This window comes from Rubrivirga sp. S365 (genome assembly GCF_032248475.1).
In the GTDB taxonomy this organism is placed as follows: Bacteria; Bacteroidota; Rhodothermia; order Rhodothermales; family Rubricoccaceae; genus Rubrivirga; species Rubrivirga litoralis.
Genome location: NZ_JAVTTN010000001.1, coordinates 1229525 through 1249998, shown reverse-complemented (window position 1 = coordinate 1249998; position 20474 = coordinate 1229525). Strand labels below are relative to the sequence as shown.

At 75.9% G+C, this 20474-nt stretch carries 21 protein-coding genes, 1 tRNA gene and 1 pseudogene; 20 read left to right on the top strand and 3 right to left on the bottom strand.

Going from position 1 to position 20474, the window contains the following annotated elements:
* Positions 1–2 precede the first annotated feature (2 nt).
* On the bottom strand, positions 3–695 hold the full coding sequence (locus tag RQM47_RS05430) for a hypothetical protein (RefSeq protein WP_311663104.1): 693 nt from the start codon (positions 693–695) through the stop codon (positions 3–5).
* 119 nt (positions 696–814) lie between these two features.
* Between RQM47_RS05430 and RQM47_RS05425 the strand changes: the two genes are divergently transcribed.
* Positions 815–898 (top strand) — tRNA-Leu (locus RQM47_RS05425).
* A 219-nt stretch (positions 899–1117) separates the two neighbouring features.
* Here the strand turns inward: RQM47_RS05425 and RQM47_RS17410 are convergent.
* Positions 1118–1621 (bottom strand): annotated as a pseudogene (locus RQM47_RS17410) (sensor histidine kinase); the annotation flags it as partial.
* Between the two features lie 193 nt (positions 1622–1814).
* On the opposite strand from RQM47_RS17410, the gene RQM47_RS05415 reads away from it, so the two are divergent.
* Both RQM47_RS05415 and RQM47_RS05410 read left to right on the top strand, forming a co-directional pair.
* A complete protein-coding gene (locus RQM47_RS05415) occupies positions 1815–2147 on the top strand; it encodes a hypothetical protein (RefSeq protein WP_311663106.1) in 333 nt (110 codons plus the stop codon).
* A 488-nt stretch (positions 2148–2635) separates the two neighbouring features.
* Positions 2636–4282, top strand: coding sequence for an MFS transporter (locus tag RQM47_RS05410; protein WP_311663107.1), 1647 nt, complete (start codon positions 2636–2638; stop codon positions 4280–4282).
* Between the two features lie 75 nt (positions 4283–4357).
* On the opposite strand, the gene RQM47_RS05405 is transcribed toward RQM47_RS05410, so the two are convergent.
* Positions 4358–6031 (bottom strand): glycosyltransferase, encoded by a 1674-nt coding sequence (locus RQM47_RS05405; protein ID WP_311663108.1) that lies wholly within the window; start codon positions 6029–6031, stop codon positions 4358–4360.
* Between the two features lie 242 nt (positions 6032–6273).
* Here RQM47_RS05405 and RQM47_RS05400 point away from each other — a divergent pair, with 242 nt between their 5' ends.
* The 17 genes from RQM47_RS05400 (at position 6274) to fliL (ending at position 20081) form a co-directional block, all read left to right on the top strand.
* Positions 6274–7050, top strand: coding sequence for a nucleotidyltransferase family protein (locus RQM47_RS05400; RefSeq protein WP_314007789.1), 777 nt, complete (start codon positions 6274–6276; stop codon positions 7048–7050).
* 146 nt (positions 7051–7196) lie between these two features.
* A complete protein-coding gene (locus RQM47_RS05395; RefSeq protein WP_314007786.1) occupies positions 7197–7589 on the top strand; it encodes a rhodanese-like domain-containing protein in 393 nt (130 codons plus the stop codon).
* 31 nt (positions 7590–7620) lie between these two features.
* Entirely contained in the window at positions 7621–7992 is a 372-nt protein-coding gene (locus tag RQM47_RS05390; protein WP_314007783.1) for a DUF2237 domain-containing protein, read from the top strand.
* A 175-nt stretch (positions 7993–8167) separates the two neighbouring features.
* Positions 8168–8881, top strand: coding sequence for a flagellar hook-basal body protein (locus RQM47_RS05385; RefSeq protein WP_314007780.1), 714 nt, complete (start codon positions 8168–8170; stop codon positions 8879–8881).
* Between the two features lie 36 nt (positions 8882–8917).
* Positions 8918–9694 (top strand): flagellar basal-body rod protein FlgG, encoded by a 777-nt coding sequence (flgG, locus tag RQM47_RS05380; protein ID WP_311663113.1) that lies wholly within the window; start codon positions 8918–8920, stop codon positions 9692–9694.
* 176 nt (positions 9695–9870) lie between these two features.
* On the top strand, positions 9871–10647 hold the full coding sequence (gene flgA / locus RQM47_RS05375; RefSeq protein WP_314007776.1) for a flagellar basal body P-ring formation chaperone FlgA: 777 nt from the start codon (positions 9871–9873) through the stop codon (positions 10645–10647).
* A gap of 13 nt (positions 10648–10660) precedes the next feature.
* The gene (locus RQM47_RS05370; protein WP_314007773.1) at positions 10661–11335 is read left to right on the top strand and encodes a flagellar basal body L-ring protein FlgH; all 675 of its coding nucleotides are present in this window, start codon (positions 10661–10663) and stop codon (positions 11333–11335) included.
* Positions 11336–11337: 2 nt separating this feature from the next.
* Complete coding sequence (locus RQM47_RS05365) at positions 11338–12480, top strand: flagellar basal body P-ring protein FlgI (protein ID WP_314007771.1); 1143 nt, start codon at positions 11338–11340, stop codon at positions 12478–12480.
* A gap of 110 nt (positions 12481–12590) precedes the next feature.
* The gene (locus RQM47_RS05360; RefSeq protein ID WP_314007768.1) at positions 12591–13094 is read left to right on the top strand and encodes a hypothetical protein; all 504 of its coding nucleotides are present in this window, start codon (positions 12591–12593) and stop codon (positions 13092–13094) included.
* Positions 13095–13139: 45 nt separating this feature from the next.
* Positions 13140–13634, top strand: coding sequence for a flagellar export chaperone FlgN (locus tag RQM47_RS05355; protein WP_314007765.1), 495 nt, complete (start codon positions 13140–13142; stop codon positions 13632–13634).
* A 2-nt stretch (positions 13635–13636) separates the two neighbouring features.
* Complete coding sequence (flgK, locus tag RQM47_RS05350) at positions 13637–15007, top strand: flagellar hook-associated protein FlgK (protein ID WP_314007762.1); 1371 nt, start codon at positions 13637–13639, stop codon at positions 15005–15007.
* 2 nt (positions 15008–15009) lie between these two features.
* Positions 15010–15936 (top strand): flagellin, encoded by a 927-nt coding sequence (locus tag RQM47_RS05345; protein ID WP_311663120.1) that lies wholly within the window; start codon positions 15010–15012, stop codon positions 15934–15936.
* Between the two features lie 11 nt (positions 15937–15947).
* Positions 15948–16877, top strand: coding sequence for an HDOD domain-containing protein (locus tag RQM47_RS05340; protein ID WP_314007759.1), 930 nt, complete (start codon positions 15948–15950; stop codon positions 16875–16877).
* 48 nt (positions 16878–16925) lie between these two features.
* Positions 16926–17876 carry an HDOD domain-containing protein gene (locus RQM47_RS05335; protein WP_314007756.1) on the top strand — a complete coding sequence of 317 codons (951 nt, stop codon included), beginning with the start codon at positions 16926–16928 and terminating at the stop codon, positions 17874–17876.
* A gap of 190 nt (positions 17877–18066) precedes the next feature.
* Positions 18067–18855, top strand: coding sequence for a motility protein A (locus RQM47_RS05330; RefSeq protein ID WP_311662584.1), 789 nt, complete (start codon positions 18067–18069; stop codon positions 18853–18855).
* 51 nt (positions 18856–18906) lie between these two features.
* Complete coding sequence (locus RQM47_RS05325; protein ID WP_311662585.1) at positions 18907–19641, top strand: flagellar motor protein MotB; 735 nt, start codon at positions 18907–18909, stop codon at positions 19639–19641.
* Complete coding sequence (gene fliL / locus RQM47_RS05320; RefSeq protein WP_311662586.1) at positions 19608–20081, top strand: flagellar basal body-associated FliL family protein; 474 nt, start codon at positions 19608–19610, stop codon at positions 20079–20081. Before RQM47_RS05325 ends, fliL begins: the two co-directional genes overlap by 34 nt.
* Positions 20082–20474 lie beyond the last annotated feature (393 nt).

Sequence of the window (20474 nt, the reverse complement as noted above, 5' to 3'; positions counted from 1 at the left end):
GTCTACAGCAGGCGCCCGACGCGGAACGTCACGACCGGCGTCCAGAACGTCTTCCGGGACGGGCTCTCGACGCGCGCCGGGTCGGCTTCGAGCAGGTCGACGGGCGTGGGGAAGTGCGCGGCCTGGAAGCCGACGCGGACGGTCTGCGTCGTCCCGCCCCGCCCGAAGTGGGCGCCCACAGCGATCGTCGCGCCCACGCCGAAGCGGGCGTCGCCCCGCCCCAGCCCGCCCGTGGCCCCGAGCACGGGCTCGCCCTCGTCGCGGACGCCGTCGCCGTCGACGTCGTCGAAGTACGGCCACTGGTACGCGAGCGTCGGCCCGGCGGCGAGCGACACGTACGGGCGGAAGTTGTCCTCGATCTGCTCGCGGAACAGCCGGCGCTCCAGGCCCAGGTGGAGCGGGACGAGGGCGACGTAGTTCCGCTTGAACGGCGTCACGGTGTCGCCGAAGAAGCCGACGAAAAAGCGCTGCTCGCGCTCGTCGCGCCCCGCCCCGACCGAGAGCTCGGCGACGGCCGAGAGGTCGCGGCTGAGCCCGAGGCGGACCGCCCCGCCCCCGCCGAGCCCGTACTCGGACAGCTCCAGGGCGACGGCCGCGCTCGACGTGTACCGCGCCGCGGCCGTGTCGCGCCGGGCGCCCTGGGCGGACGCCGCGGACGCGGCCAGGCAGAGGGCGCAGAGCGGGACGAGGCGCATGGGCGGGGCGGAGCGCGGCCGCCGCGGAGGCGCTCCGCGGCCGTCCGTAGATACGGCCGGAACGGCGCGCCCGTGCCCGGGCGGGGCGGCCCCGCCGAGGCGCCGTAGATTGACCCCGCGCCCGGATGGCGGAATCGGTAGACGCAGCAGACTCAAAATCTGCCGGCCTTCGGGTCTTGTGGGTTCGAGTCCCACTCCGGGTACTCGGGCGGGGCGGCCGCCTCGGTCGGGGCCAGCGCCTCGGGCGGGGCGGCTGCCCCGGTCCGCCGGCGGTCGCCGCCCGCTCGCCTGTCGCTTCCGACCCGCCGGTCGCCTCTGCCCCGGCGGTCGACGCCCGCACGGCGTTCGACGCCGGCCCCCTCGGCTGTCGGGAGGCGGACCGTGACCGTCGTCCCCACGTCCTGCTGGCTCTCGACCTCGACCGCCCCGCCCATGAGGGCCACGAGGCGGTCGGCGATCGAGAGGCCCACGCCGGTCCCCTCGTGCGTCCGGCTGTGGCCCTGCGACGCCTGCGCGAACGGCTCGCGGGCGCGGGCCACGAACGCGGCGTCCATCCCGATGCCGGTGTCCGTCACGCGGACGCAGGCGCCATCCGCCCCGCCCCCGACGTCGACCGTCACCCCGCCCCGCTCGGTAAACCGGACGGCGTTGTCGAGGACCGCCGAGAGCGCGCGGCGGAGCGCGTCGCTGTTCGCCGCGGCGACCTCGCCGGCCTCGCGGCCCACGTCGACGGGCGCCGTGTCGAGGTGGCCCGCCCCGCCCTCGATCCACGCCAGGTCCAGCATGCTGTTGAGCGTGGCTGAAAGGCGCCGGGCGCCGCGGTCGATGAGGAGCAGGAGGTCCCGCTGGTCGTCGCCGACCTCGTCGGCCAGCACCTCGGTGCCGCCCAGGATGGCCGTGAGCGGCGTGCGGACCTCGTGGCTCATGTTCTCGAGGAGCGAGTCCTTGGCCCGGTTGGCCGCCTCGGCCCGCGCCTGCGCCCGCGTCCGGGCCTCGAGCTCGACGTGGAGGGACGCGTTCGCCTCGCTGAGCTGGTCCGAGAGGCTGCGGAGGTGGCCCACGAGGGGCCGCTCGTAGGCGGCCACGAGCGCGATCACGAACAGGGCCGCGCTCACAAAGTTGAGCGTCCAGTGGAAGGCCACGTCGGCGGGCGCGAGCGGGCTCGGCGGGACGGCCCCCGACAAGGTCCCCACGCTGAGCACGATGCCGATGCCGGCCGACGCGACGCCGGTCCGCCACCCCAGCTTCGCCCCGCCCAGGAAGAACGCCGCGAGCGGGAGCACGACGAGCCACACCATGGCCCCCGACCGCGTCCCCCCGTCGAACAGGGCCACGACCGTGACCGACGCCGCGGTAAATGCGATAAAGCTGGGCGCGAGCCAGCGGAGCCCGAACCGGCGGAGCCCGAACGGCAACCCCACATTGACGGTCATCATCCCCAGCAGGGCATAGGCGGCCGCGTGGCTGGTCCCCTCGACGTGGTGGACGATGTGGAGGGTGGCAAAAAGGGCCGAGTTTCCCCCAATCAGAAGGCAGAGCGCGACGCAGAGCCGCTGGCGGAGGCGGAGGAGGTAGTCCGTCTTCTCGTCCTCAGCGGGCAGGAAGCAGTCGACGACGCCGAGGGCGGTCGACGCCAGGGAGCGGGCGGCAGGTCGTGGAGGAGCGGACAACTCGGGGCTAGAGAGATGGGCGAGTGCGGAGTATCACCGCTCCTGGCGCTGGATTAAATCGGCCTCGCCTTCGGCACCGGCTGGTCGCCCTGCGAAACGCCGCCGTGTGCGGCCGTTAGAGCGGGCCACGCTGCGAGAGCCGAGGCGTTCCCTGAACGCGGGCACCCGCCCCGCCCCGGTGCCGCCCCCGGTGCCCCGTATCCTCCACACGCCGCGGCTGTCGCGGTCCGCCCCACACGGCCCTGCCCGCACCGAGGGACCGCCCCGCCCATGCCCGCCACCGACCAAGCCCCCTGCCACGAGGCCGCCGTCCGCGCCGCGCCGTCGTCTGGGGGCGGGGCGGGCGAGGGCGGGGCGGCGGGGCTCGACGACGCCGGCCGGCGGTGGGTGCTGGCGGCGGCGGTCGGGGGCAGCTCGCTCGCGTTCATCGTCGGGTCGGTCGTCAACGTGGCGCTGCCGGCGCTCCAGCGCGACCTGGGCGCGAGCGTGGCTGAGGTCCAGTGGGTCCTCAACGCCTACCTCCTGCTGCTGGGCTCGCTGCTCCTCGTGGGCGGGGCGGTGGGCGACCGCGTGGGCCGCCGGCGGACGTTCCTCGCGGGCGTGGCCGTGTTCGGCGCGGCGACCGCCGCGTGCGGGCTGGCCCCGACAGTCGGGTGGCTCGTCGCGGCCCGGGCCGTCCAGGGGCTCGGCGCGGCGCTCCTCGTGCCGACCTCGCTCGCGCTCGTCTCGGCGGCCTTCCCCGAAGGCGAGGCGCGCGGCCGGGCCATCGGGACGTGGGCCGGGTTCTCGGCGCTCACGACCGCGCTCGGGCCGGTCCTGGGCGGCTGGCTGGTGGACGCATTCTCGTGGCGGTGGGTGTTTTTCGTCATCGTGCCGCTCGCGGCCGCCACGTTCGCGCTCGGCGTGTGGAGGGTGCCGGAGAGCAAGCCGTCGGGCGAGGAGGGCGCGCTCGACTGGCCGGGCGGGGCGCTCGCAGCCCTCGGGTTCGGGGCCGCCGTCTGGGGCCTGGTCGCCGCCGGCGAGCGCGGCTGGGCCGACGCCGCCGTGTGGGCGGGGCTCGCGGGCGGGGCGGCGCTGCTGGCCGCGTTCGTGTGGTGGGAGAGTCGGGCCGCCGCCCCGCTCGTCCCGCTCGGCCTGTTCCGCTCGGCCGCGTTCAGCGGGGCGAACGCGATGACGCTGCTCCTGTACTTCGGCCTCAACGGCGTCCTCTTTTTCCTCCCGTTCAACCTCATCCAGGTCCAGGGCTACTCGGCGACGGCGGCCGGCGCGGCGTTCCTCCCGTTCTCGCTTACGATGGGGCTCCTGTCGCGGCGTGCGGGCGGATTGGCGGAGCGGTGGGGCGCGCGCCGCGTGATCGTCGGGGGCGCCTTCGTGGCGGCGGTCGGGATGGCGCTGCTCGCCGTGCCCGGCGCGCGGGGCGGTCCGCTCGGGGGCTCGTACTGGGCCACGTTCTTCCCGCCCATGCTGGTCCTCGGGCTGGGCATGACGCTGGCCGTCGCCCCGCTCACGGCCGTCGTCATGAACGCGGCCGACGACGCACACGGCGGGGCGGCGTCGGGCGTCAACAACGCGGCGGCCCGCATCGCGGCGCTCCTGGCGATCGCCGTGCTGGGCGTCGTCGCGCTGGGCGTGTTCGGCGGCGCCCTCGACGAACGCCTGGCGGACGCCCCGCCCGGGGTCACCGAGGCCACGGCCCCGTTCCGCGAGGACTTGACGGGCGCCCAGTTCCCGGACGGCCTGGGCGGGGCGGAGCGCGCTCAGCTCGAAGCCGTCGTGGGCGGGGCGTTCGTGGTCGCCTTCCGCTGGGTGGCCGGGATTGCGGCGGCGGCGGCGGCGCTCAGCGCGCTCGTCGCGGCGCTCACCATCCCGGCCGCCCCGCCCGAAGTCGACCGGGACGAGATGCCGGACGACGACTGACCGCCCCGCCCGAGCAACCGGAGCGGCGGCATCCGGGCGGGGTGGTGGACGGGCGGGGAGGACAATTGGCCCGGTCTACGCGGGCGGGGCGGCGTCCGCCACCGCGTGCAGGGCGTCGGCGAGGCGCTCCGAGATGGCGCGCCAGTCGAACCGGGCCTCGGCCTCGCGGCGGAGGTCGGCGGCGTAGGCGCCGGGCGCGTCGAGCGCGGCCGTCAGCCGGTCGGCGAGGTCGGAGACGCGGTGCTCTGCGTCGGGGCGCGTCAGGAGGAGCGGGCGGGCGGGCTCGGGCAGGCCCGCGGCGAGCGCGCGGAGGCTGTCGCCCATGCCGCCCACGTCGGGGCCGACCGGGAGCACGCCGGCCGCGGCCGACTCGGGGACGACCAGCGGGCTCGCCTCGCGGACGACCGACGGGAACGCGCCGGCGTCGGCGAGGCCGTAGAGCGGGCCGAGCGCGTCGTGGTCGAGGAAGCCGGTGAACACGACGTGCTCCGGCGTGAGCGTCCGCGCGGCCGTCGCGACGTAGTCCGCCACCCCGCCCTCGGCGTCGAGCGCGTCGAGGAAGGCCTGCCCGGCGAAGAACGGCTCGGCGTCGAGCCCGCCGCCGCCCTCCAGCGCCCCGCCCAGGCGCACGAGCTGGCGCACGAGCGCCTCGTCGCCTTGGGAGAGCGCCCAGACGAGCGCCTCCAGCCCCTCGCGGAGCCCGCCCGTCCCGGCGACGATGGCCCGGACGTCGGGGTGCGCCTCGGCCACGAGCGGGAGGGCCAGCACGAGGTCCGCCGGCCCCTTCGCCGCGATCAGGCGGCCGACGTAGACGACGGTCCGGGCGGCGTCCCAGTCGACGGCCCGGAGCCCGGCCTCGACGTCGGCGTCGGGCGCCGAGCGTGGGTAGTCGAACTCCAGCGCCGCCAGCACGTCGGCGTCGGACGGGTCGGCGCCGAGCGCCGCCAGCCGCCCGTGCAGGTCGGCCGTCGCGCGGGCGGGGCGGCCCCGCTCGACGCCCGCGACCACGCCGGCGATCCGCTCGACGGTCGCCGCGCGGTCGGCCCGGTCGACGAGTTCGAAGACGGACGTGTCGGTCCCCACCGGCATCCGCGCGAGCTTGTTCTCGACGCCCTCGACCGACCCGAACACGTCGCGGATGCGGCCCTCCATCTCGCCGTTGAGCGCGAACACGGCCGCCGCCCCGCCCAGGGCCTCCTCGGCGAGCCGCCGCGAACGGTCCTCCCGCTTGACCACGTACTCGATGGCGCTCCCGTGCGGGAGCACGGCGTACGGCGCCCCGCCCCGCCCGCGCGCGCGGTGCGCCGCCGGTGCCATCAGGACCGTGTGGTTGACGACCCAGGCGGCCACGCCCGCCTCACGGGCCACGCGCTCCAGCACAGCCGCGTTGCGCGCGAGGTAGCCCTCGACGGCCGCGTCGTCCAGGTCGGGGATGTAGACGACGTAGTCCGAGGGCGTGCTGGGGCGGACGTAGGTGGGCAGCACGGCGAGGGCGGGGCGGTGGACCGTGACGGCGCCCGGGTAGTCGGTCTCGCGCTCGAACAGGATCTCGGGGTGGCCGTCAGCGCCGTAGGCGACGGCCTTCGAGACGAAGTCGTACCGCTCCGGCCGGCTCTCCTGGCACACGGCGTGGACGGCGTGCCCGCCCTGCGCGAGCGCCCGCAGGACGGCCCGCGTCCACAGGTTCGAGCCGGCGCCGGCGAGGCCGTAGCCGTGGACGACGCCGAGCGGGGCGGGGGAATCGGGCATGGACGGGCGGGTGCGTCTTGTGCTGAGAACTTGTCGGGTACACCTCCCTCCCCCACCGGGGGAGGGCCGGGGAGGGGGACGGACGTGGGCTGAGGGCGGGGCGGCCAACCCAGGCACCCCGCCCGACTCTCCTCCGCTGAGGAAGAGGCTCTGGGTCCGCTACTCGGCACCCTCTGAACCGCCCCGCCCCACGCCGGTTCTGCTCCCGCCCCTTCCGCTCCCATCCCCCACATCCCCTCCGCATGGACGCCATGATCCTCGCGGCCGGGCTCGGCACCCGGCTCCGCCCGCTCACGAACCACACGCCGAAGGCGCTCGTCGAGGTCGACGGCGTGCCCATGCTCGAACGGGTCGCGCGGCGGCTGCTCGCGGCCGGGGCCGACCGGCTCCTCGTCAACGTATCCTACCTGGCCGACCAGGTCGAGGCCTACGTCGACGCCGCCGACTGGCGGACGGCCGAGGGCAGGGCGGTCGAGGTCGTCGTGAGCGACGAGCCGGACGGGCCGCTCGAGACGGGCGGGGGGATCAAGAAGGCCGCCGCCTTTTTCCGCCGCGACGCCCCGTTCCTCGTCCACAACGCCGACATCCTGACCGACGTCGACCTGCGGGCGCTCTGGGAGGCGCAGCGCGACGCCGACGACGGCCGCCTCGCCACGCTCGCCACGGCGCCGGCGCGGACCGACCGGGCGCTCCTGTTCGACGACGCCGGCCTCGCCGGCTACACGCTCGACGGCGGCGAACCGAGCCTCGTCCGCGAGGGGAACGGCGCGGGGCGGCTCGTCGACTTCTGCGGCGTCCAGGCGTGCGCACCGGCGCTCCTCGACGTCATCGAGGCCGAGCCCGCGGACACGTTCTCGGTCATGGACACCTACCTCCGCCAGGCGAAGCGCGGCCGGCGCGTGGCCGCGTTCGACGGCGCGGGCGGGGCGGGCGGGGCGGCCCACCGCTTTCTCGACGTGGGCACGGCCGAGCGGCTGGAGCAGGCCCACGCCGTCGTCGCCGCCGGCGACTTCGCCTAGAGCAACGTGCAGGGAGGTACAGGGTACTCGGTACGAGGTACGCGCGCGCTGAGGTCAGATCGAGCCGTACCTCGTACCCACCCGAAGGGGGCGCCAGCGAGACTCCAACCCGCCCCGCCCGCCCCGCCCTCGCGTCCTCCCCGCCCATGAGTCACAGCCCCCGCTTTGTCGCCCTCGTCGACCGCGCCCGCGCCGACGTCACCGAGACCAGCATCGCGGCCGTGCGCGAGCGCGTCGAGCGGGGCGGCGACGTCGTCCTCGTCGACGTCCGCGAGGCGGACGAGTGGACGGGCGGCCACCTCCCGGGTGCCCGCCACGTCTCGCGCGGCGTGCTGGAGCGCGACATCGAGGAGACGTTCCCCGACCTCGACGCGCCCCTCGTCCTGTACTGCGGCGGCGGCTACCGCTCGGCGCTCGCGGCCCGGTCGCTCGGCGAGATGGGCTACACGAACGTCCAGTCGATGACCGGCGGCTGGCGCGCGTGGACCGAGGCCGGCTACCCGACCGAAGGCGGACCTACCGAGACCCACACGCCGTAGCCCCGGGCGGCCGCCCCGCTCCCCCACACCCATGCAAGTCGTCCCTACGGAAAACGTCCTCGGCGGCCCGCTCCAGACGTGCGGCCGCGACCCGCTGACCGGGTTCTACCGCGACGGGTGCTGCGAGACCGGCCCCGACGACGTGGGCACGCACGTAGTCTGCGCCGTGATGACGGCCGCGTTCCTCGCCTTCACCGCCTCGCGCGGCAACGACCTCTCGACGCCTCGCCCGGCGTTTCGCTTTCCGGGGCTCGCGCCGGGCGACCGCTGGTGCCTCTGCGTGAGCCGGTGGAAAGAGGCGCTCGCCGCCGGCGTCGCCCCACCCGTGGTGCTGGAGGCGACGCACCAGAAGGCGCTGGACGTCGTCTCGCTCGACGACCTCCGGGCGCACGCCGCCGCCTGACGGTCGCCGCCCCGCCCTCGCGGCGCGGGCGGGGCGGAGACGGCAGGTTGTACCGTGCCCGGAGCGGAAAACCGTGCCGCCGGGCGGGGCGGGGAGGCGCGCAGAGGCGCTCCAGAGGGCGGACGGCCGCCTGGCAGCGGGTTTGACAGGGACGGGGCAGACCTCCCCGCCGCCCATGCTCCTCCGCCTCCGCAACGCGGCCACCTCGATGGCCGACATCGTCCACCGCCAGGACCGGACGGCCAACAACCTCGCCAACGCCAACACGCTCGGGTACCGGCGCGACCGCTCGTTTACGGAAGTGCTCCGGAGCGAGATCGACGCCGAGGGCTCGCCCCAGAGCGACCGCCGGACCGTCGGCCAGGCTGACCTCGTGGCCGGCGCCCTCGACCCGACGGGCAACCCGCTCGACGTCGCCCTCGGCGGCGAGGGCTTTTTCGTCGTTGACGGCCCCGATGGGGCGCCGCGCTACACGCGGGCGGGGCGGTTCCTGACCGACGCCGACGGTGGGCTCCGCACGGCGAACGGGGCCGCTGTCCGCGGCACGGACGGGCCGATCCAGCTCCCGCCCGGCGGCCCCATCCTCATCACCGAGGGCGGGGAGGTGACGGTCGGCGGCCAACGGGTCGGGACGCTCCAGGTGGTCACGTTCGAGGACGCGGGCACGCTCCGCCGCCTCGACGACACCTCGTTCACGTCGGCCGCCCCGCCCGTGGCCGTCGGCGCGCCCGTCGTGCGGCAGGGGTTCGTCGAGGGCTCGAACGTGGACCCCATCCGCGAGATGGCCGACATGATCGCCCACGTCCGGCTCTACGAGGCTCAGCAGAAGACGGTCCAGACGACGGACGCCATCCTCGGCCAGGTCGCCCGCGACCTCGGCTCGTTCTAACCCGGGCGGGTCCGCCCCGCCCTTGCCCCCCTCCTCATGCTCCGTGCCCTCCGCACCGCCGCGCTCGGGATGAGCGCCCAGCAGACGTCCGTGGACAACACGGCGAACAACCTGGCCAACGCCAACACGACCGGGTTCAAGCGCGCGACCGTCGTCTTTCAGGACCTCCTCTACCAGTCCGTCCAGCGCGGCGGCGAGGGCGACCAGCGGCCGGCCGCGATGCAGCTCGGGAGCGGTTCGGCCATCGTCGCCACGCAGCGGACGTTCCTCCAGGGGAGCCTCATGCAAACCGGGAACTCGCTCGACCTCGCGGTCAACGGCGAGGGCTTCCTCCAGGCCCGGCGCCCGGACGGCTCCGTCGTCTACACGCGCGACGGCGCGTTCACGCTCGACGCCGACGGCCGGATCGTGACGCAGTCCGGGCTCGCGCTCGAACCCGACCTGGAGGTGCCGCCGGAGACGCAGGAGATCCAGATCAGCTCGGACGGCGTCGTCCGCGTCCGCCTCCAGAACGAGCCCGACGCGCTCGAAATCGGCCGCATCGAGGTGGCCCAGTTCTCGAACCCGGCCGGCCTCCGCTCCATCGGGGCCAACCTCTACGAGCAGACCGAGGCCAGCGGCGAGCCCCAGATCGGCCCGCCGGCCGAGGGCGGGGCGGGGCTCCTCCAGCAGGGGTTCCTCGAGACCTCGAACGTCGACGTGGTCCAGGAGATGGTCGACCTCATCACGGCCCAGCGGGCGTATGAGATGAACTCGAAGATGATCACGACGAGCGAGGAGATGCTCCAGATCGCCAACAGCATGAAGCGGTAGTGAGCGGTCTTGGGTCCCCTGCTGACCGTCTGGCGCCCGCCGGGCCTCGGCGGGCGGGGCGGCCGCATGCGTCCTGTCCTTCCGAGAGGCTGTCCGAGATTCTCCCTCCCCCACCGGGGGAGGGTCGGGGAGGGGGACGGACGTCGAGCGGGCGGGGCGGCCGCCCCGGATCTCCCTTGGCTGCGAGCCCAAACGCCTACCGGCCAGCGCAGCCGCAGAGAACGACGACCGCCCCGCCCCGCCCTGCCCTCGCCGCCGCGTTCCGCGTGGCCGCCGCCGTCGTGCTCGCCGCGCTCGCCAGCGCGCCCGGCGCGTCGGCCCAGGCCGCGCCCGAGGCCCGCGTCCAGGCCGCCGCCGAGGCCCTGCTCGCCGAGCGGTTCCCCGAGGCCGCCCCGCGCCTCGCGCCCCGCGTGCTCCGCCTCGCCGCCGACGTCCCCCCCGGCGCGCCCGTCCGCCTCGCGCTCGCCGAGGCCCGCGGCGTCCCGCGCGGCCACACCCGGGCCGACGTCGTGACCGACGCCGGGCGGGCGGGGTGGGCGCTCCTCTACGTGGCCCACTTCGACTCGGTCGCCGTCGCGCGCCGCGCGCTCTCGCGCGGCGACACGCTGGGGTCGGGTGCCGTCGAGGCGGCGTGGATCGAGACCACGCGGTTCCACGGCGACCCCGTGGCGCCGGCCGCGCTCCGGGGCGGGGCGGCCCCGACCGCGCGCCGCACCGTCCGCGCCGGCGAGGCCCTGCGCCAGAGCGTGCTCGCGTGGCCGACCGCCGTCGGCACCGGCGACGCCGTCCGCGTCCGCTACCGGCGGGGCGGGCTCCTGCTCACCGTCGACGCGACGGCCCGCGAGACGGGCGCCGTCGGCGAGGCCGTCCGCGTCTACTCCCGCTCCACGGGCGCCACCTACCGGGTCCGCGTGACGGCCCCAGGCCGCGCCGACTGGATCGAAACCCTCTGACCCACCCGCTGCCATGACCGCCCCGCCCCGCCCCGCCCTCATCCGGGAGTCCGCCCCGCCCCGACTCGTCGCGGCGCTCGTGGCAATCGTCGCTTTTGCCGCGTTCGCCCCGGCGGTCGCGGCGCAGTCGCTGTTCGCCGACGTCGTCGCGCGGCGGCCGGGCGACGTGATTACGGTCGTGCTCGCCGAGCGGACCGAGGCTCAGCGCCGGAGCACCTCCGACGAGCAGGCGCAGGCCGGGCTCGGCGGGAGCGCGTCGGTCGGCGGCAGCCTCGCCGGCCAGTTCGGGGCCGACACCCAGTACTTCTCGGACGCCGCCGCCCGGAGCCGCTCGGCCCAGAGCGACCTCTTGAGCGGGACGGTCTCGGTCGTCGTGACCGGCGTCGACGACGCGGGCAACCTCGTCGTCGAGGGCGAGCGGAGGATGAACGTGAACGGGTCAGGCCACCGGCTCCGCGTGGCCGGGCTCGTCCGCCCCGACGACGTGCGGGCGGGGAACGTGGTGTTCTCGTACCAGATCGCGAACGCCGAGGTCGACTACCGCCAGGACGGGCTCCGCAACCGCTTTTTCAAGCCCAGCTTTTTCGCGAAGGCGGCCGCCATCGTGCTCGTTGTGGCCGCCGTCGTGTTCGGGGCGAGCCAGATCGGCGGCGACGCCGCCGAGGTCGCCGCCGAGGTCGCCCCGTGACCATGCGCTTTCTCCTCCTCCTCCTCGCCATCGCGCTCGCCGCCCCGCCCGCCGGGGCGCAACCCGCCGGGCAGCCAGCGGCCGCGCCCAGACCGGGCGGGGCGGCGGCCTCGGCCCGGCTCAAGGACCTCGTCGTGCTCGAAGGCGCCGCGCCGGTCCAGCTCGTCGGCTACGGCCTCATCGTCGGGCTCGACCGGACCGGCGACCGCGCGCGCGGACGGTCCAGCGCGCCGTACACCGTCCAGAGCATCGCCAACATGCTCCGCCGGTTCGGGACCACGGTCGACCCGCTCCGGCTGGGCGCCCGGAACGCGGCGGCCGTCATGGTCACGGCTACGCTCGACCCGTTCAGCGGGCCGGGCGGGCGGCTCGACGTGACCGTCTCCGCCATCGGCGACGCCACGTCGCTCTCGGGCGGGACGCTCATCCAGACGCCGCTCCTCGACCCGCTCACGAACCTCCCGCGCGTCGTCGCGCAGGGGGCCGTCTCGACCGGGACGCTGCTGGCCTCGGCGGCCGGGTCGAGCGCGCGGACCGGCCCGACGAACACCGGCCGCGTGCCGGGCGGCGGCCTCGTGGTCGAGGCCGTCTCGCCGACTCTCGACGGCACGACGGCCGGGCTCATCCTCCGCACGCCCGACTTCACGAACGCCGCGCGCGTGGCCGAGGCCGTCAACGCCCGCTTCCCCGCCGCCGCCGAGGCCGTCCACGCCGGGCTCGTGCGCGTGGCCGTCCCCGAGGGCGGGGTGGTCGCGCTCATGGCCTCGCTCGAATCGCTCCAGATCGCCGTCGACGTGCCGGCCCGCGTCGTCGTCAACGAGCGGACGGGGACGATCGTGGCCGGCGGCGACGTCCGCATCAGCGAGGCCATGATCACCTACGGGAGCCTCGTGATCTCGACCCAGGTCGACCCCGTCGTTTCGCAGCCCGGGCCGTTCTCGGACGGCCAGACCGTAGCGGCGGCCGTGGGCGGGGTGGCCATCGACGAGGCCCAGGCCCGGAGCGTCCTGCTCCCGCCCAACGCCGACGTCGGCGAGCTGGCCGCCGCGCTCGACGCGCTCGGCATGACGGCCCGCGACGTGATCGCCGTGTTCCAGGCGCTCTCCCGCGCCGGCGCCCTCCAGGGCGAGCTGGTGATCCTGTGAGCCGGTGGGTCAGTGGGTCGGTGCGGGTCCGTGGATCAAGACGCCGACGCCCCGCCCCGCCCGCCACACGCTGACCTACTGACCCACTGACTCACGGACCTGCTGCGCCCATGACCCTCTCCACCCCGCCCGGAGCCGCCCCGCTCTCCCCCACCCCGCCCGGCGCGTCTCGGAAGCCCGGCACGCCCGAGGAGGCGGCCGAGCAGTTCGAGGCCGTCCTCGTGCGCCAGTTCGTGTCGGCCATGACGGACGGCCTGTTCAAGAACGCGTCCGGCGGCGCGGGCGCGACCCAGGCCGACGCCCAACGCGACGCCATGACGACGGCGCTGACCGACCAACTGGTCGAGAGCGGGTCGCTCCGGTTCCGCGACCTCCTCCTCCGCCAGTGGGGCAAGGACGGGGGCGGAGCGGCCGGAGCCGAGGGCGGGGCGGCGACGGGCGCCGAGGCCACGGGCGGGGCGGCCGAGGCGGGTCCGGCTCCGCCCCGCTCCGGGCGCGCGCGGCCGGCGCACGTCGAGCCGCCCCGCCCCGTGCAGGCGCCGGCGTCGGGCGACGCCCACTTCGACCTGCTCCGCCGGGCGGCCGCGCTCGGAAAATCCAGCGGCCGCCTTTAACTGGGCCGTCTTCCAGCCGACAACATGATGGACGCCCCCCCGCCCATGACCGACCCGCTCCTCGCCACGCTCGCCGACGAGGCCAAGACCCTCGGCCACCTTGCCGCCTGCGCCGACCGCCAGCTCGCGGCGCTCCGCACGGGCGCGCTCGACCCGTTCGACGCCGCGGGCGCCGAGACGGCCGAGGCCGTCGCCGCGCTCGACCGGGCGGGGCGGCTCCGCCTCCGCCAGCACGCCGACCTCGCGCGGGCGCTCGGGGCCGACGAGAACGCCCCACTCGCCGAGCTCGCCGCACGGCTCCCGGCCGCCGAGGCGCGACGCGTCGAGGCCGCCCGCGAGCGCGTCCGCACGGCGGCCGGGGCCGCCGACGCCCGGTGCGACGCGCTCGCGTTCTCGCTCCACTACGCCGTCGACCTGGGCCGCGAGACGCTCTCGGCGTGGCGCGACCTGGGCGCCGAGCGGCCGGCCCACGTCTACACCGCGGCCGGCGCCGCGGCGCCGGCGGCCGGCGGCCGCCCGCTCCTCAACCAGACCGGCTAGCCATGAGCATCAACGGACTCTTCCAGACCAGCCGGCGCTCGCTCCGCGTCCTCGAAGGCGCCATCCAGACGGCCGGCCAGAACATCGCCAACGCCGGCACGCCGGGGTACTCGCGCCAGCGGGTCGCGCTCCGGGCCGACAGCGTGGTCGCCTACGGGGTCCACTCGGGCGTGCGGCCGGGGACGTTTACGGGCGCCGGCGTCTCGGTCCAGGGCTACGAGCGGCTCCGCGACGGGCTCCTCGACCGCGCCGCCCGCGACGCGCACTCCGACTTGGGCGCGGCCGACCAGGAGGTCCGCACGGGGAGCGCGCTCGAAGGCGTCTTCGCCGTCGGCACGCAGGGCAGCCTGACCGAGTCGGTCGCCGCCTTCTGGGACGCCTGGACCGACGCCGCGAACGCCCCCACCGACCGGAGCGCCCGCGGCGTGATGCTCGACCGCGCCGACGCGCTCGCCGGCGTCTTCCGGCGCCACGACGAGGGCCTCACCCGGCTCGCCGACGAGACGCGCGGCGCCCTCGCCGACGGGGTCGACGGGTTCAACGCGATTACCGAGCGGCTGGCGGGGCTCAACGAGCAGATCGCGAACGCCCGCGCGGCCGGCGCCCCCGACCTGGGCGCCGAGGACGAGCGCGACCAGGCCGTCACGGAGTTGGCCGCGCTCGCCCCGCTCGGCGTCGCGGCCGAGACCGACGGGACCTACACGATCACGGTCCAGGGCATGGCCGTGGTCCAGGGCGCCGAGACGACGACGGTCGAGCACGTCGGGCCACCGGCCGAGCCCGATGACGCCGTCCGTTTTGCCGGCACCGACGTGGCGTTCCGGCCCGGGGCCGAGGGCGGCGGCGCGCTCGGCGGCTGGCTCCGCACGCTGGGGCAGGCGGTGCCCGAGACGCGGGCCGGCCTGGACGCGCTCGCCGCCCAGATCACGACGGACGTGAACACGGCCCACGCGGCGGGCTACGGCCGCGACGACGTGACGGGCCGCGACTTTTTCGAGCCGACCGGCACCACGGCCGCGACGTTCGCCCGCTCGGCGGCGCTCACCGACCCCGACCACGTCGCGCTCGCGGGCGGGGCGGGCGACCGCGGCGACGCCTCGGTCGCGCTCGCCCTCGCCGACCTCCGGCCCGGCGTCGAGCGCGACGCGGCGGCGATTGCGGGCGGGGCGGGGCGGCGGCTCCAGGGCGCGTCGGCGCGGGCCGACGCGGCGTCGGCGCTCACGGGCCACTACGAGGGCCTCGCGGCCGGCGTCTCCGGCGTCTCGCTCGACGAGGAGATGACCCACCTCATCGAGTACCAGCAGGCCTACGCCGCCTCGGCCCGCGTGCTCACGACGGCCCGCGACATGTTCGACACCCTCCTCGCCCTCTAGCCATGTCGTCGATCTCGCCCCGCCCCCTCGCCGTCTCGCTCGAACGCGGCCTCGCCGCACGGACGCCGGACCGCGCCGTCCGCGCGCTCCAGGGCCGGCTGGCCGAGCTCCAGGAGCAGGCCACGACCGGCCTCCGCGTCAACCGGCCGTCGGACGACCCGACGTCGTTCGAGCGCGCCCGCTACTTCGAGGCCCAGAGCGGCCGGATCGACGGGCACCTCCAGACGGTCGGAGCCTCCCGCCTCTGGGTCGACGAGACGGGCGCGGCCCTCTCCGACCTCGCCGACTACGCGGCGACGGCCCAGACGCTCGGCGTCCAGGGCCGCAACGACGCGCTCGGCGCCGACGAGCGCGAGGCGCTCGCCCAACGCGTCGAGAGCCTGCTCGCCCAGTCCGTCGACCGGCTCAACGCCGAGGTCGACGGCGAGTCCCTGTTCGCCGGCAACCGGACCGATCAGCGGCCCTTCAACGCCGACGGGACGCCGGCCTCCGGCACGCTCGCCGACTACGGCGGCGCCCGCGTCCGCCGCGTCGGCCCGACCATCGACCTCGCGCTCAACGTGACCGGTGAGCGCGTCCAGACGCTCCCCGACGGGACCGCCCCCACCGACGCGCTCCGCGCCCTCGCCGACGCGCTCCGTGCCAACGACGGCGCGGCCATCGAGACGGCGCTCGGCGGCGTGACCGAGGCCCGCGACCACTTTATCGAGCTCGAGTCCGAGAGCGGGGAGGTGTCGGCCCGGTTGAGCGAGGCCGAGGCCCAGCTGTCTGGCGCCGACGTCCGCGCCCAGGCCCGGCGCTCCGAGCTCGAAGACGCCGACCTGTTCGAGGTCGCCTCCGGCCTCCAGACCACGCAGGGCCACCTCGAAGCCGCGTTGCGGACCGTCGCGTCGGTCCGCCAGCGGTCGCTCCTGGACTACCTCCGTTGATCCCCCCGCCCATGTCCGCCGCCCCGCCCGTGCCCGCCCCGCCCGCGCTCGCCGCCCCGCCCGAGGCCTCGTCCCCGAGCGCTCTCGACCTCCGCTGCCCGCTCCTCCCGCAGACGCTGGCCGAGGCCGCCCAGATGCTGGCCGAGTCCGACCACATCGAGGCCGACGCCGTGATCGCGATGGTGGAGCGGGACCCGATGCTGCTGGCGCAGCTCCTGAAGTCGGTGAACTCGGCGTACTACGGGCTCAGCCGCACGATCGCGTCGCCGGCCCGGGCCGTCATGCTGCTCGGCCCGGTCACGGTCGTCGGCCTCATCGCCGGGATGAGCATGACGCGGCTGCGCGAGGCGGCCACGCCCGCCGCCGCCGCCGCCTCCGACCTCGTCGTCCGCCACAGCCTGGCGTCGGCGTACCTGGCCCAGCGCCTGGTCGAGACGATCGACCCGGCCCGGCGGCCGGCCCAGAGCGGGGAGGCGTACACGGCGGGGCTGCTGCACGACCTGGGCAAGCTCGTCCTCCTCCACAACTTCCCCGACGAGGCCGCCGCCCTCTACGGCGGGACCGCTCCCGAGGCGCCTGAGTCGGAGGAGGTCCTGTTCGGGTGCGACCACGCCGAGGCCGGGGCCGTGGCCGCCGAGCGCTCGAACTTTCCCGAGGCCCTCGTCCGCGTCATCCGGCTCCACCACGCCCCGGCCGCGCTGGCCGGCGAGGGCCTGGACCCGGCCGTCGGGCTCCTGCTCCGGGCCACGGCCGCCTCCAGCCGCGGCGCCGCCGCGCTCGGCTACCCCGCGGGGCCGGTCGACGACGCCACCGTCTGGTCCGAGATCGCCCGGTGCGACCTCCCCGAAGCCGGAGGCCCAGAGGGCCTCGAGCTCCTGTTCCAGGACGAGGCCGCCCCGCTCGCCCAGTACCTCGACGCGCTCCTGGCCCCCGTCCTCTAGGCCCGCCCCGGGCGGGGTGGACGCGCCGCGCCGCCCCGCCCCGCTGCCATGCCCGCTTTCCCCCCGCCGACCGGCCGGGGCGCCCTCGGCCGCCTCGACCTCCGCTGCCCGCCGCTCCCGCAGACGCTCGTCGGAGCGGTGGCCCTGCTGGAGACCCCGGACGCGATCGAGGCCGACGCCGTGATCGCGATGGTGGAGCGGGACCCGATGCTGCTGGCGCAGCTCCTGAAGTCGGTGAACTCGGCGTACTACGGGCTCAGCCGCACGATCGCGTCGCCGGCCCGGGCCGTCACGCTGCTCGGCCCGGTCACAGTCGTCGGCTTGGCGGCCGGCATGGGGATGGCCCGGCTCTCCCCACTCGTGACGGCGCGTGCGCGGGCCGTGGCCGACCGGATCATCCGCCACAGCTTGGCGTCGGCGTACCTCGCCCGGGCGCTCGTCGGGAGCGACCCCACCCGCGCGGCGCTCGCGGGGGGCGGGGCGTACACGGCGGGGCTGCTGCACGACCTGGGCAAGCTCGTCCTCCTCCACAGCTTTCCCGACGAGGCCGCCGCCCTCTACGGCGACCGCGCCCTCGACGCCGTCGTCGCCGCCGACGACGGCCGCGAGCACGAGCGGCTCCTGTTCGGGTGCGACCACGCCGAGGCCGGGGCCGTGGCCGCCGAGCGCTCGAACTTTCCCGAGGCCCTCGTCCGCGTCATCCGGCTCCACCACGCCCCGGCCGCGCTGGCCGGCGAGGGCGTGGACCCGGCCGTCGGGCTCCTGCTCCGGGCCACGGCCGCCTCCAGCCGCGGCGCCGCCGCGCTTGGCTACCCCGCCACCCCGCCCCCCGCGGCCTGCGCGGACAGCGCCCCGGAGCCCGACGACCGGTGGGCCGGCGCGGGCGGGGCGGACAGCGTCCGCGCCCTCCTCCGCGCCGAGGCCCCGGCCCTCCGGCGCTACGTGTCTACGATCGCGCCGTCCCCGCCGCCGCGCCCGCGGCTCCGCCTGGTCCGCTAGCGCCCGCGAGCGGGGCGGGGTGGTCTCTGTGGGCGGGGCGGGGTGTTGGGGCGAGAGAGCGCCGCGACCACGCCGCCTCCTGGTTTTTTTGCACCCGGCCGCTTAAGCGCTCGGCGCGGGGCCGGATAACAGGGGAGTGCGGCGGCGCCCCCGGCGGCCCCGCAACGACCCGCCCCGCCCCCCGGCCCCCATGGAGAAGTCCACCCCGATCGGCCTCGTCGCCGCCTGCGTCCTCGTCTTCGGCACGATCCTCATGGGGGACGGCTGGCAGACGTTCGTCGACGTCCCGTCGATCGTCATCGTGGTCGGGGGGACGGTCGCCGCGCTCCTGGCCGCGTTCACGCTCGAGCAGGTCAAGGGCGTGCCGGGCGCACTGAAGTCGCTCTTCGGGTACACCCCGCCCGCGCTCGACGGGCTCATCGCCGAGTTCGTCGAGCTCGCCCGGCTCGTCCGCCGCGACGGGCTCCTCGCCCTCGACCGCCGGCTCGGCGAGACCGAGGACGACCTGACCCGGTTCGGGCTCGAGATGGCCGTCGACGGGATCGGCCCCGAGGAGGTCGACGACCTCATGCAGACGCGGATCGACCGGGATGTGGGCGGGGCCATGTTCCTGGTCAAGTTCTTCAACACGGCCGGCACCTACGCCCCGGCGTTCGGGATGGTCGGGACGCTCATCGGGCTCATCCAGATGCTCCAGAACCTCAGCGACCCCACGGCCATCGGGCCGGCCATGGCCGTCGCCATGATCACGACGTTCTACGGCGCGTTCCTCGCCAACGCCGTCTTCCTCCCGCTCGCGAACAAGCAGAAGGAGCAGGCCGAGGTCCTCATCAAGCAGTGCGACGTGACACGTGAGGGCGTGCTCGGGCTCGTCCGCGGCGACAGCCCGACGCTCATGGAGCGCCGGCTCCGCCAGTACGTCGGCGGCGAGGGCGGGGAGGCCGAGGCGCCCCCGGCCGACATGAAGCTGGCCGCCTAGCGCGCCGCCCCGCCCGCACCGACCCGTCGCGCCCGACGCCGCCCCCGCCCGATGCCCCGCCGCCCCCGCCGCCCGCCGCCCGAAGACGACCAGCCGACGGCCCCGTTCTGGATGGCCACCTTCAGCGACATGGTCACGCTGCTGCTGGCCTTTTTCGTGATGCTCGTGGCCATGTCCGAGGTCGAGGTCAAAAAGTTCGAGGAGGCCCTGAGCTACTTCCACGGGCACACCGGGATGCTCCAGAACGAGATGGCCCTCGTGGCCGGCCCGACGACGCCGGCCACGGCCGAGAACCAGGCGGTCCAGCAGGCCGAGCGCTACGAGGAGCTTCTAGAGCGGCTGGAGGAGGCCGGGCTGAGCGACGCCGTCGAGGTCTCGCTCACGACCGAGGGCGTCCACGTCACGATGCTGGACTCGGTCATGTTCGCGTCCGGGACGTCGGCCCTGCTCCCCGACGCCGAGCGCGTGCTGGCCGCGCTCGCCGCCGTCGTCGCCCCCGACGTCCAGAGCGTGTCGGTCGAGGGCCACACCGACTCCGTGCCCATCCAGACGGCGACGTACCCGTCGAACTGGGAGCTCTCGACGGCCCGCGCCGCGTCGGTCGTCCGGTTCCTGCTCGCCCACGAGGGCGCCCTCGCGCCCGACCGCTACCGGGCCGCGGGCTACGCCGAGTTCCGCCCCCGCGACTCGAACGCGACCGCGCCCGGGCGCGCCCGCAACCGCCGTGTCACCATCCTTATCAGCACCGTCCCATGGCCGACGTCGTCGACCCCGATTCGCCCGTAGAGGCGCCCAAAAAGCGCAAGATCCTCCTGATCCTCCCCGTCGTCGCGCTCCTGCTGGGCGGCGGCGGCGGCTACTACCAATACCAACAGGCGACGGTCTCGGACGAGCCCGCCGCCGAGGAGGCGGCGGAGCTGATCGAGTACGGCCAGTTCGCCAAGGTCGACGGGATCATCGTCAACCCGGCCGAGTCGGGCGGGCGGCGCTACCTCATGGTCGACCTCGCGCTCGAGGCGGCCGACGAGGAGACGCTCGCCGAGGTGGGCGCCCACGAGGTCGTCATCCGCGACGCCATCGTCCGCCTCCTCGGCGAGCGGACGGTCGACGAACTGGCGGCCGTCTCGGGACGGGCGGCGCTAAAGGACACGATCCGGGCACACGTGAACGGGATCGTCACGGGCGAGATCGACCGGCTCTACTTCACGCAGTACGTGCTCCAGTAGACGTCCCACAGCGGCGCCGCCCCGCCTCACGGCGAGGGCGGGGCGGGCACGTCCGGCGCCACGGGCGGGGTGGACACCTACGGCGCTCCGGCGCGCGGACCGCCCCGCCCCACGGCGAGGGCGGGGCGGTCGGGCTCCGCGGCGTGCTCCCACGGCGAGGGCGGGGCGGCGGGCTGACTACGCCACGGTCACGGCCGGGACCGGGCTCACCGCTGCCAGCCGCCGGTCACCCGTCACCAGCAACGCGCAGGAAGGCGTGCGTGCGCCCGCTGAACGGCCCGCCCGCAAGTCCGTGCCCGGACGTCCCGCCCCGCCCGCGCGTGACGGCTCCCCGTGCCCCACCCCGCCCCGCCCTCTCCAGGCCGCCCCGAAATGCACCGCCCCGCCCGCTGG

Coding starts and splice junctions, on each gene's coding strand:
- flgG (WP_311663113.1), top strand. CDS start 8,918: ATGCTCCGTGCCCTCCGCACCGCCGCGCTCGGGATGAGCGCCCAGCAG.
- RQM47_RS05345 (WP_311663120.1), top strand. CDS start 15,010: ATGTCGTCGATCTCGCCCCGCCCCCTCGCCGTCTCGCTCGAACGCGGC.
- RQM47_RS05370 (WP_314007773.1), top strand. CDS start 10,661: ATGACCGCCCCGCCCCGCCCCGCCCTCATCCGGGAGTCCGCCCCGCCC.
- RQM47_RS05395 (WP_314007786.1), top strand. CDS start 7,197: ATGAGTCACAGCCCCCGCTTTGTCGCCCTCGTCGACCGCGCCCGCGCC.
- fliL (WP_311662586.1), top strand. CDS start 19,608: ATGGCCGACGTCGTCGACCCCGATTCGCCCGTAGAGGCGCCCAAAAAG.
- RQM47_RS05390 (WP_314007783.1), top strand. CDS start 7,621: ATGCAAGTCGTCCCTACGGAAAACGTCCTCGGCGGCCCGCTCCAGACG.
- RQM47_RS05340 (WP_314007759.1), top strand. CDS start 15,948: ATGTCCGCCGCCCCGCCCGTGCCCGCCCCGCCCGCGCTCGCCGCCCCG.
- flgK (WP_314007762.1), top strand. CDS start 13,637: ATGAGCATCAACGGACTCTTCCAGACCAGCCGGCGCTCGCTCCGCGTC.
- RQM47_RS05365 (WP_314007771.1), top strand. CDS start 11,338: ATGCGCTTTCTCCTCCTCCTCCTCGCCATCGCGCTCGCCGCCCCGCCC.
- RQM47_RS05360 (WP_314007768.1), top strand. CDS start 12,591: ATGACCCTCTCCACCCCGCCCGGAGCCGCCCCGCTCTCCCCCACCCCG.
- RQM47_RS05325 (WP_311662585.1), top strand. CDS start 18,907: ATGCCCCGCCGCCCCCGCCGCCCGCCGCCCGAAGACGACCAGCCGACG.
- RQM47_RS05335 (WP_314007756.1), top strand. CDS start 16,926: ATGCCCGCTTTCCCCCCGCCGACCGGCCGGGGCGCCCTCGGCCGCCTC.
- RQM47_RS05410 (WP_311663107.1), top strand. CDS start 2,636: ATGCCCGCCACCGACCAAGCCCCCTGCCACGAGGCCGCCGTCCGCGCC.
- RQM47_RS05355 (WP_314007765.1), top strand. CDS start 13,140: ATGACCGACCCGCTCCTCGCCACGCTCGCCGACGAGGCCAAGACCCTC.
- RQM47_RS05430 (WP_311663104.1), bottom strand. CDS start 695: ATGCGCCTCGTCCCGCTCTGCGCCCTCTGCCTGGCCGCGTCCGCGGCG.
- RQM47_RS05385 (WP_314007780.1), top strand. CDS start 8,168: ATGCTCCTCCGCCTCCGCAACGCGGCCACCTCGATGGCCGACATCGTC.
- RQM47_RS05405 (WP_311663108.1), bottom strand. CDS start 6,031: ATGCCCGATTCCCCCGCCCCGCTCGGCGTCGTCCACGGCTACGGCCTC.
- RQM47_RS05330 (WP_311662584.1), top strand. CDS start 18,067: ATGGAGAAGTCCACCCCGATCGGCCTCGTCGCCGCCTGCGTCCTCGTC.
- RQM47_RS05400 (WP_314007789.1), top strand. CDS start 6,274: ATGGACGCCATGATCCTCGCGGCCGGGCTCGGCACCCGGCTCCGCCCG.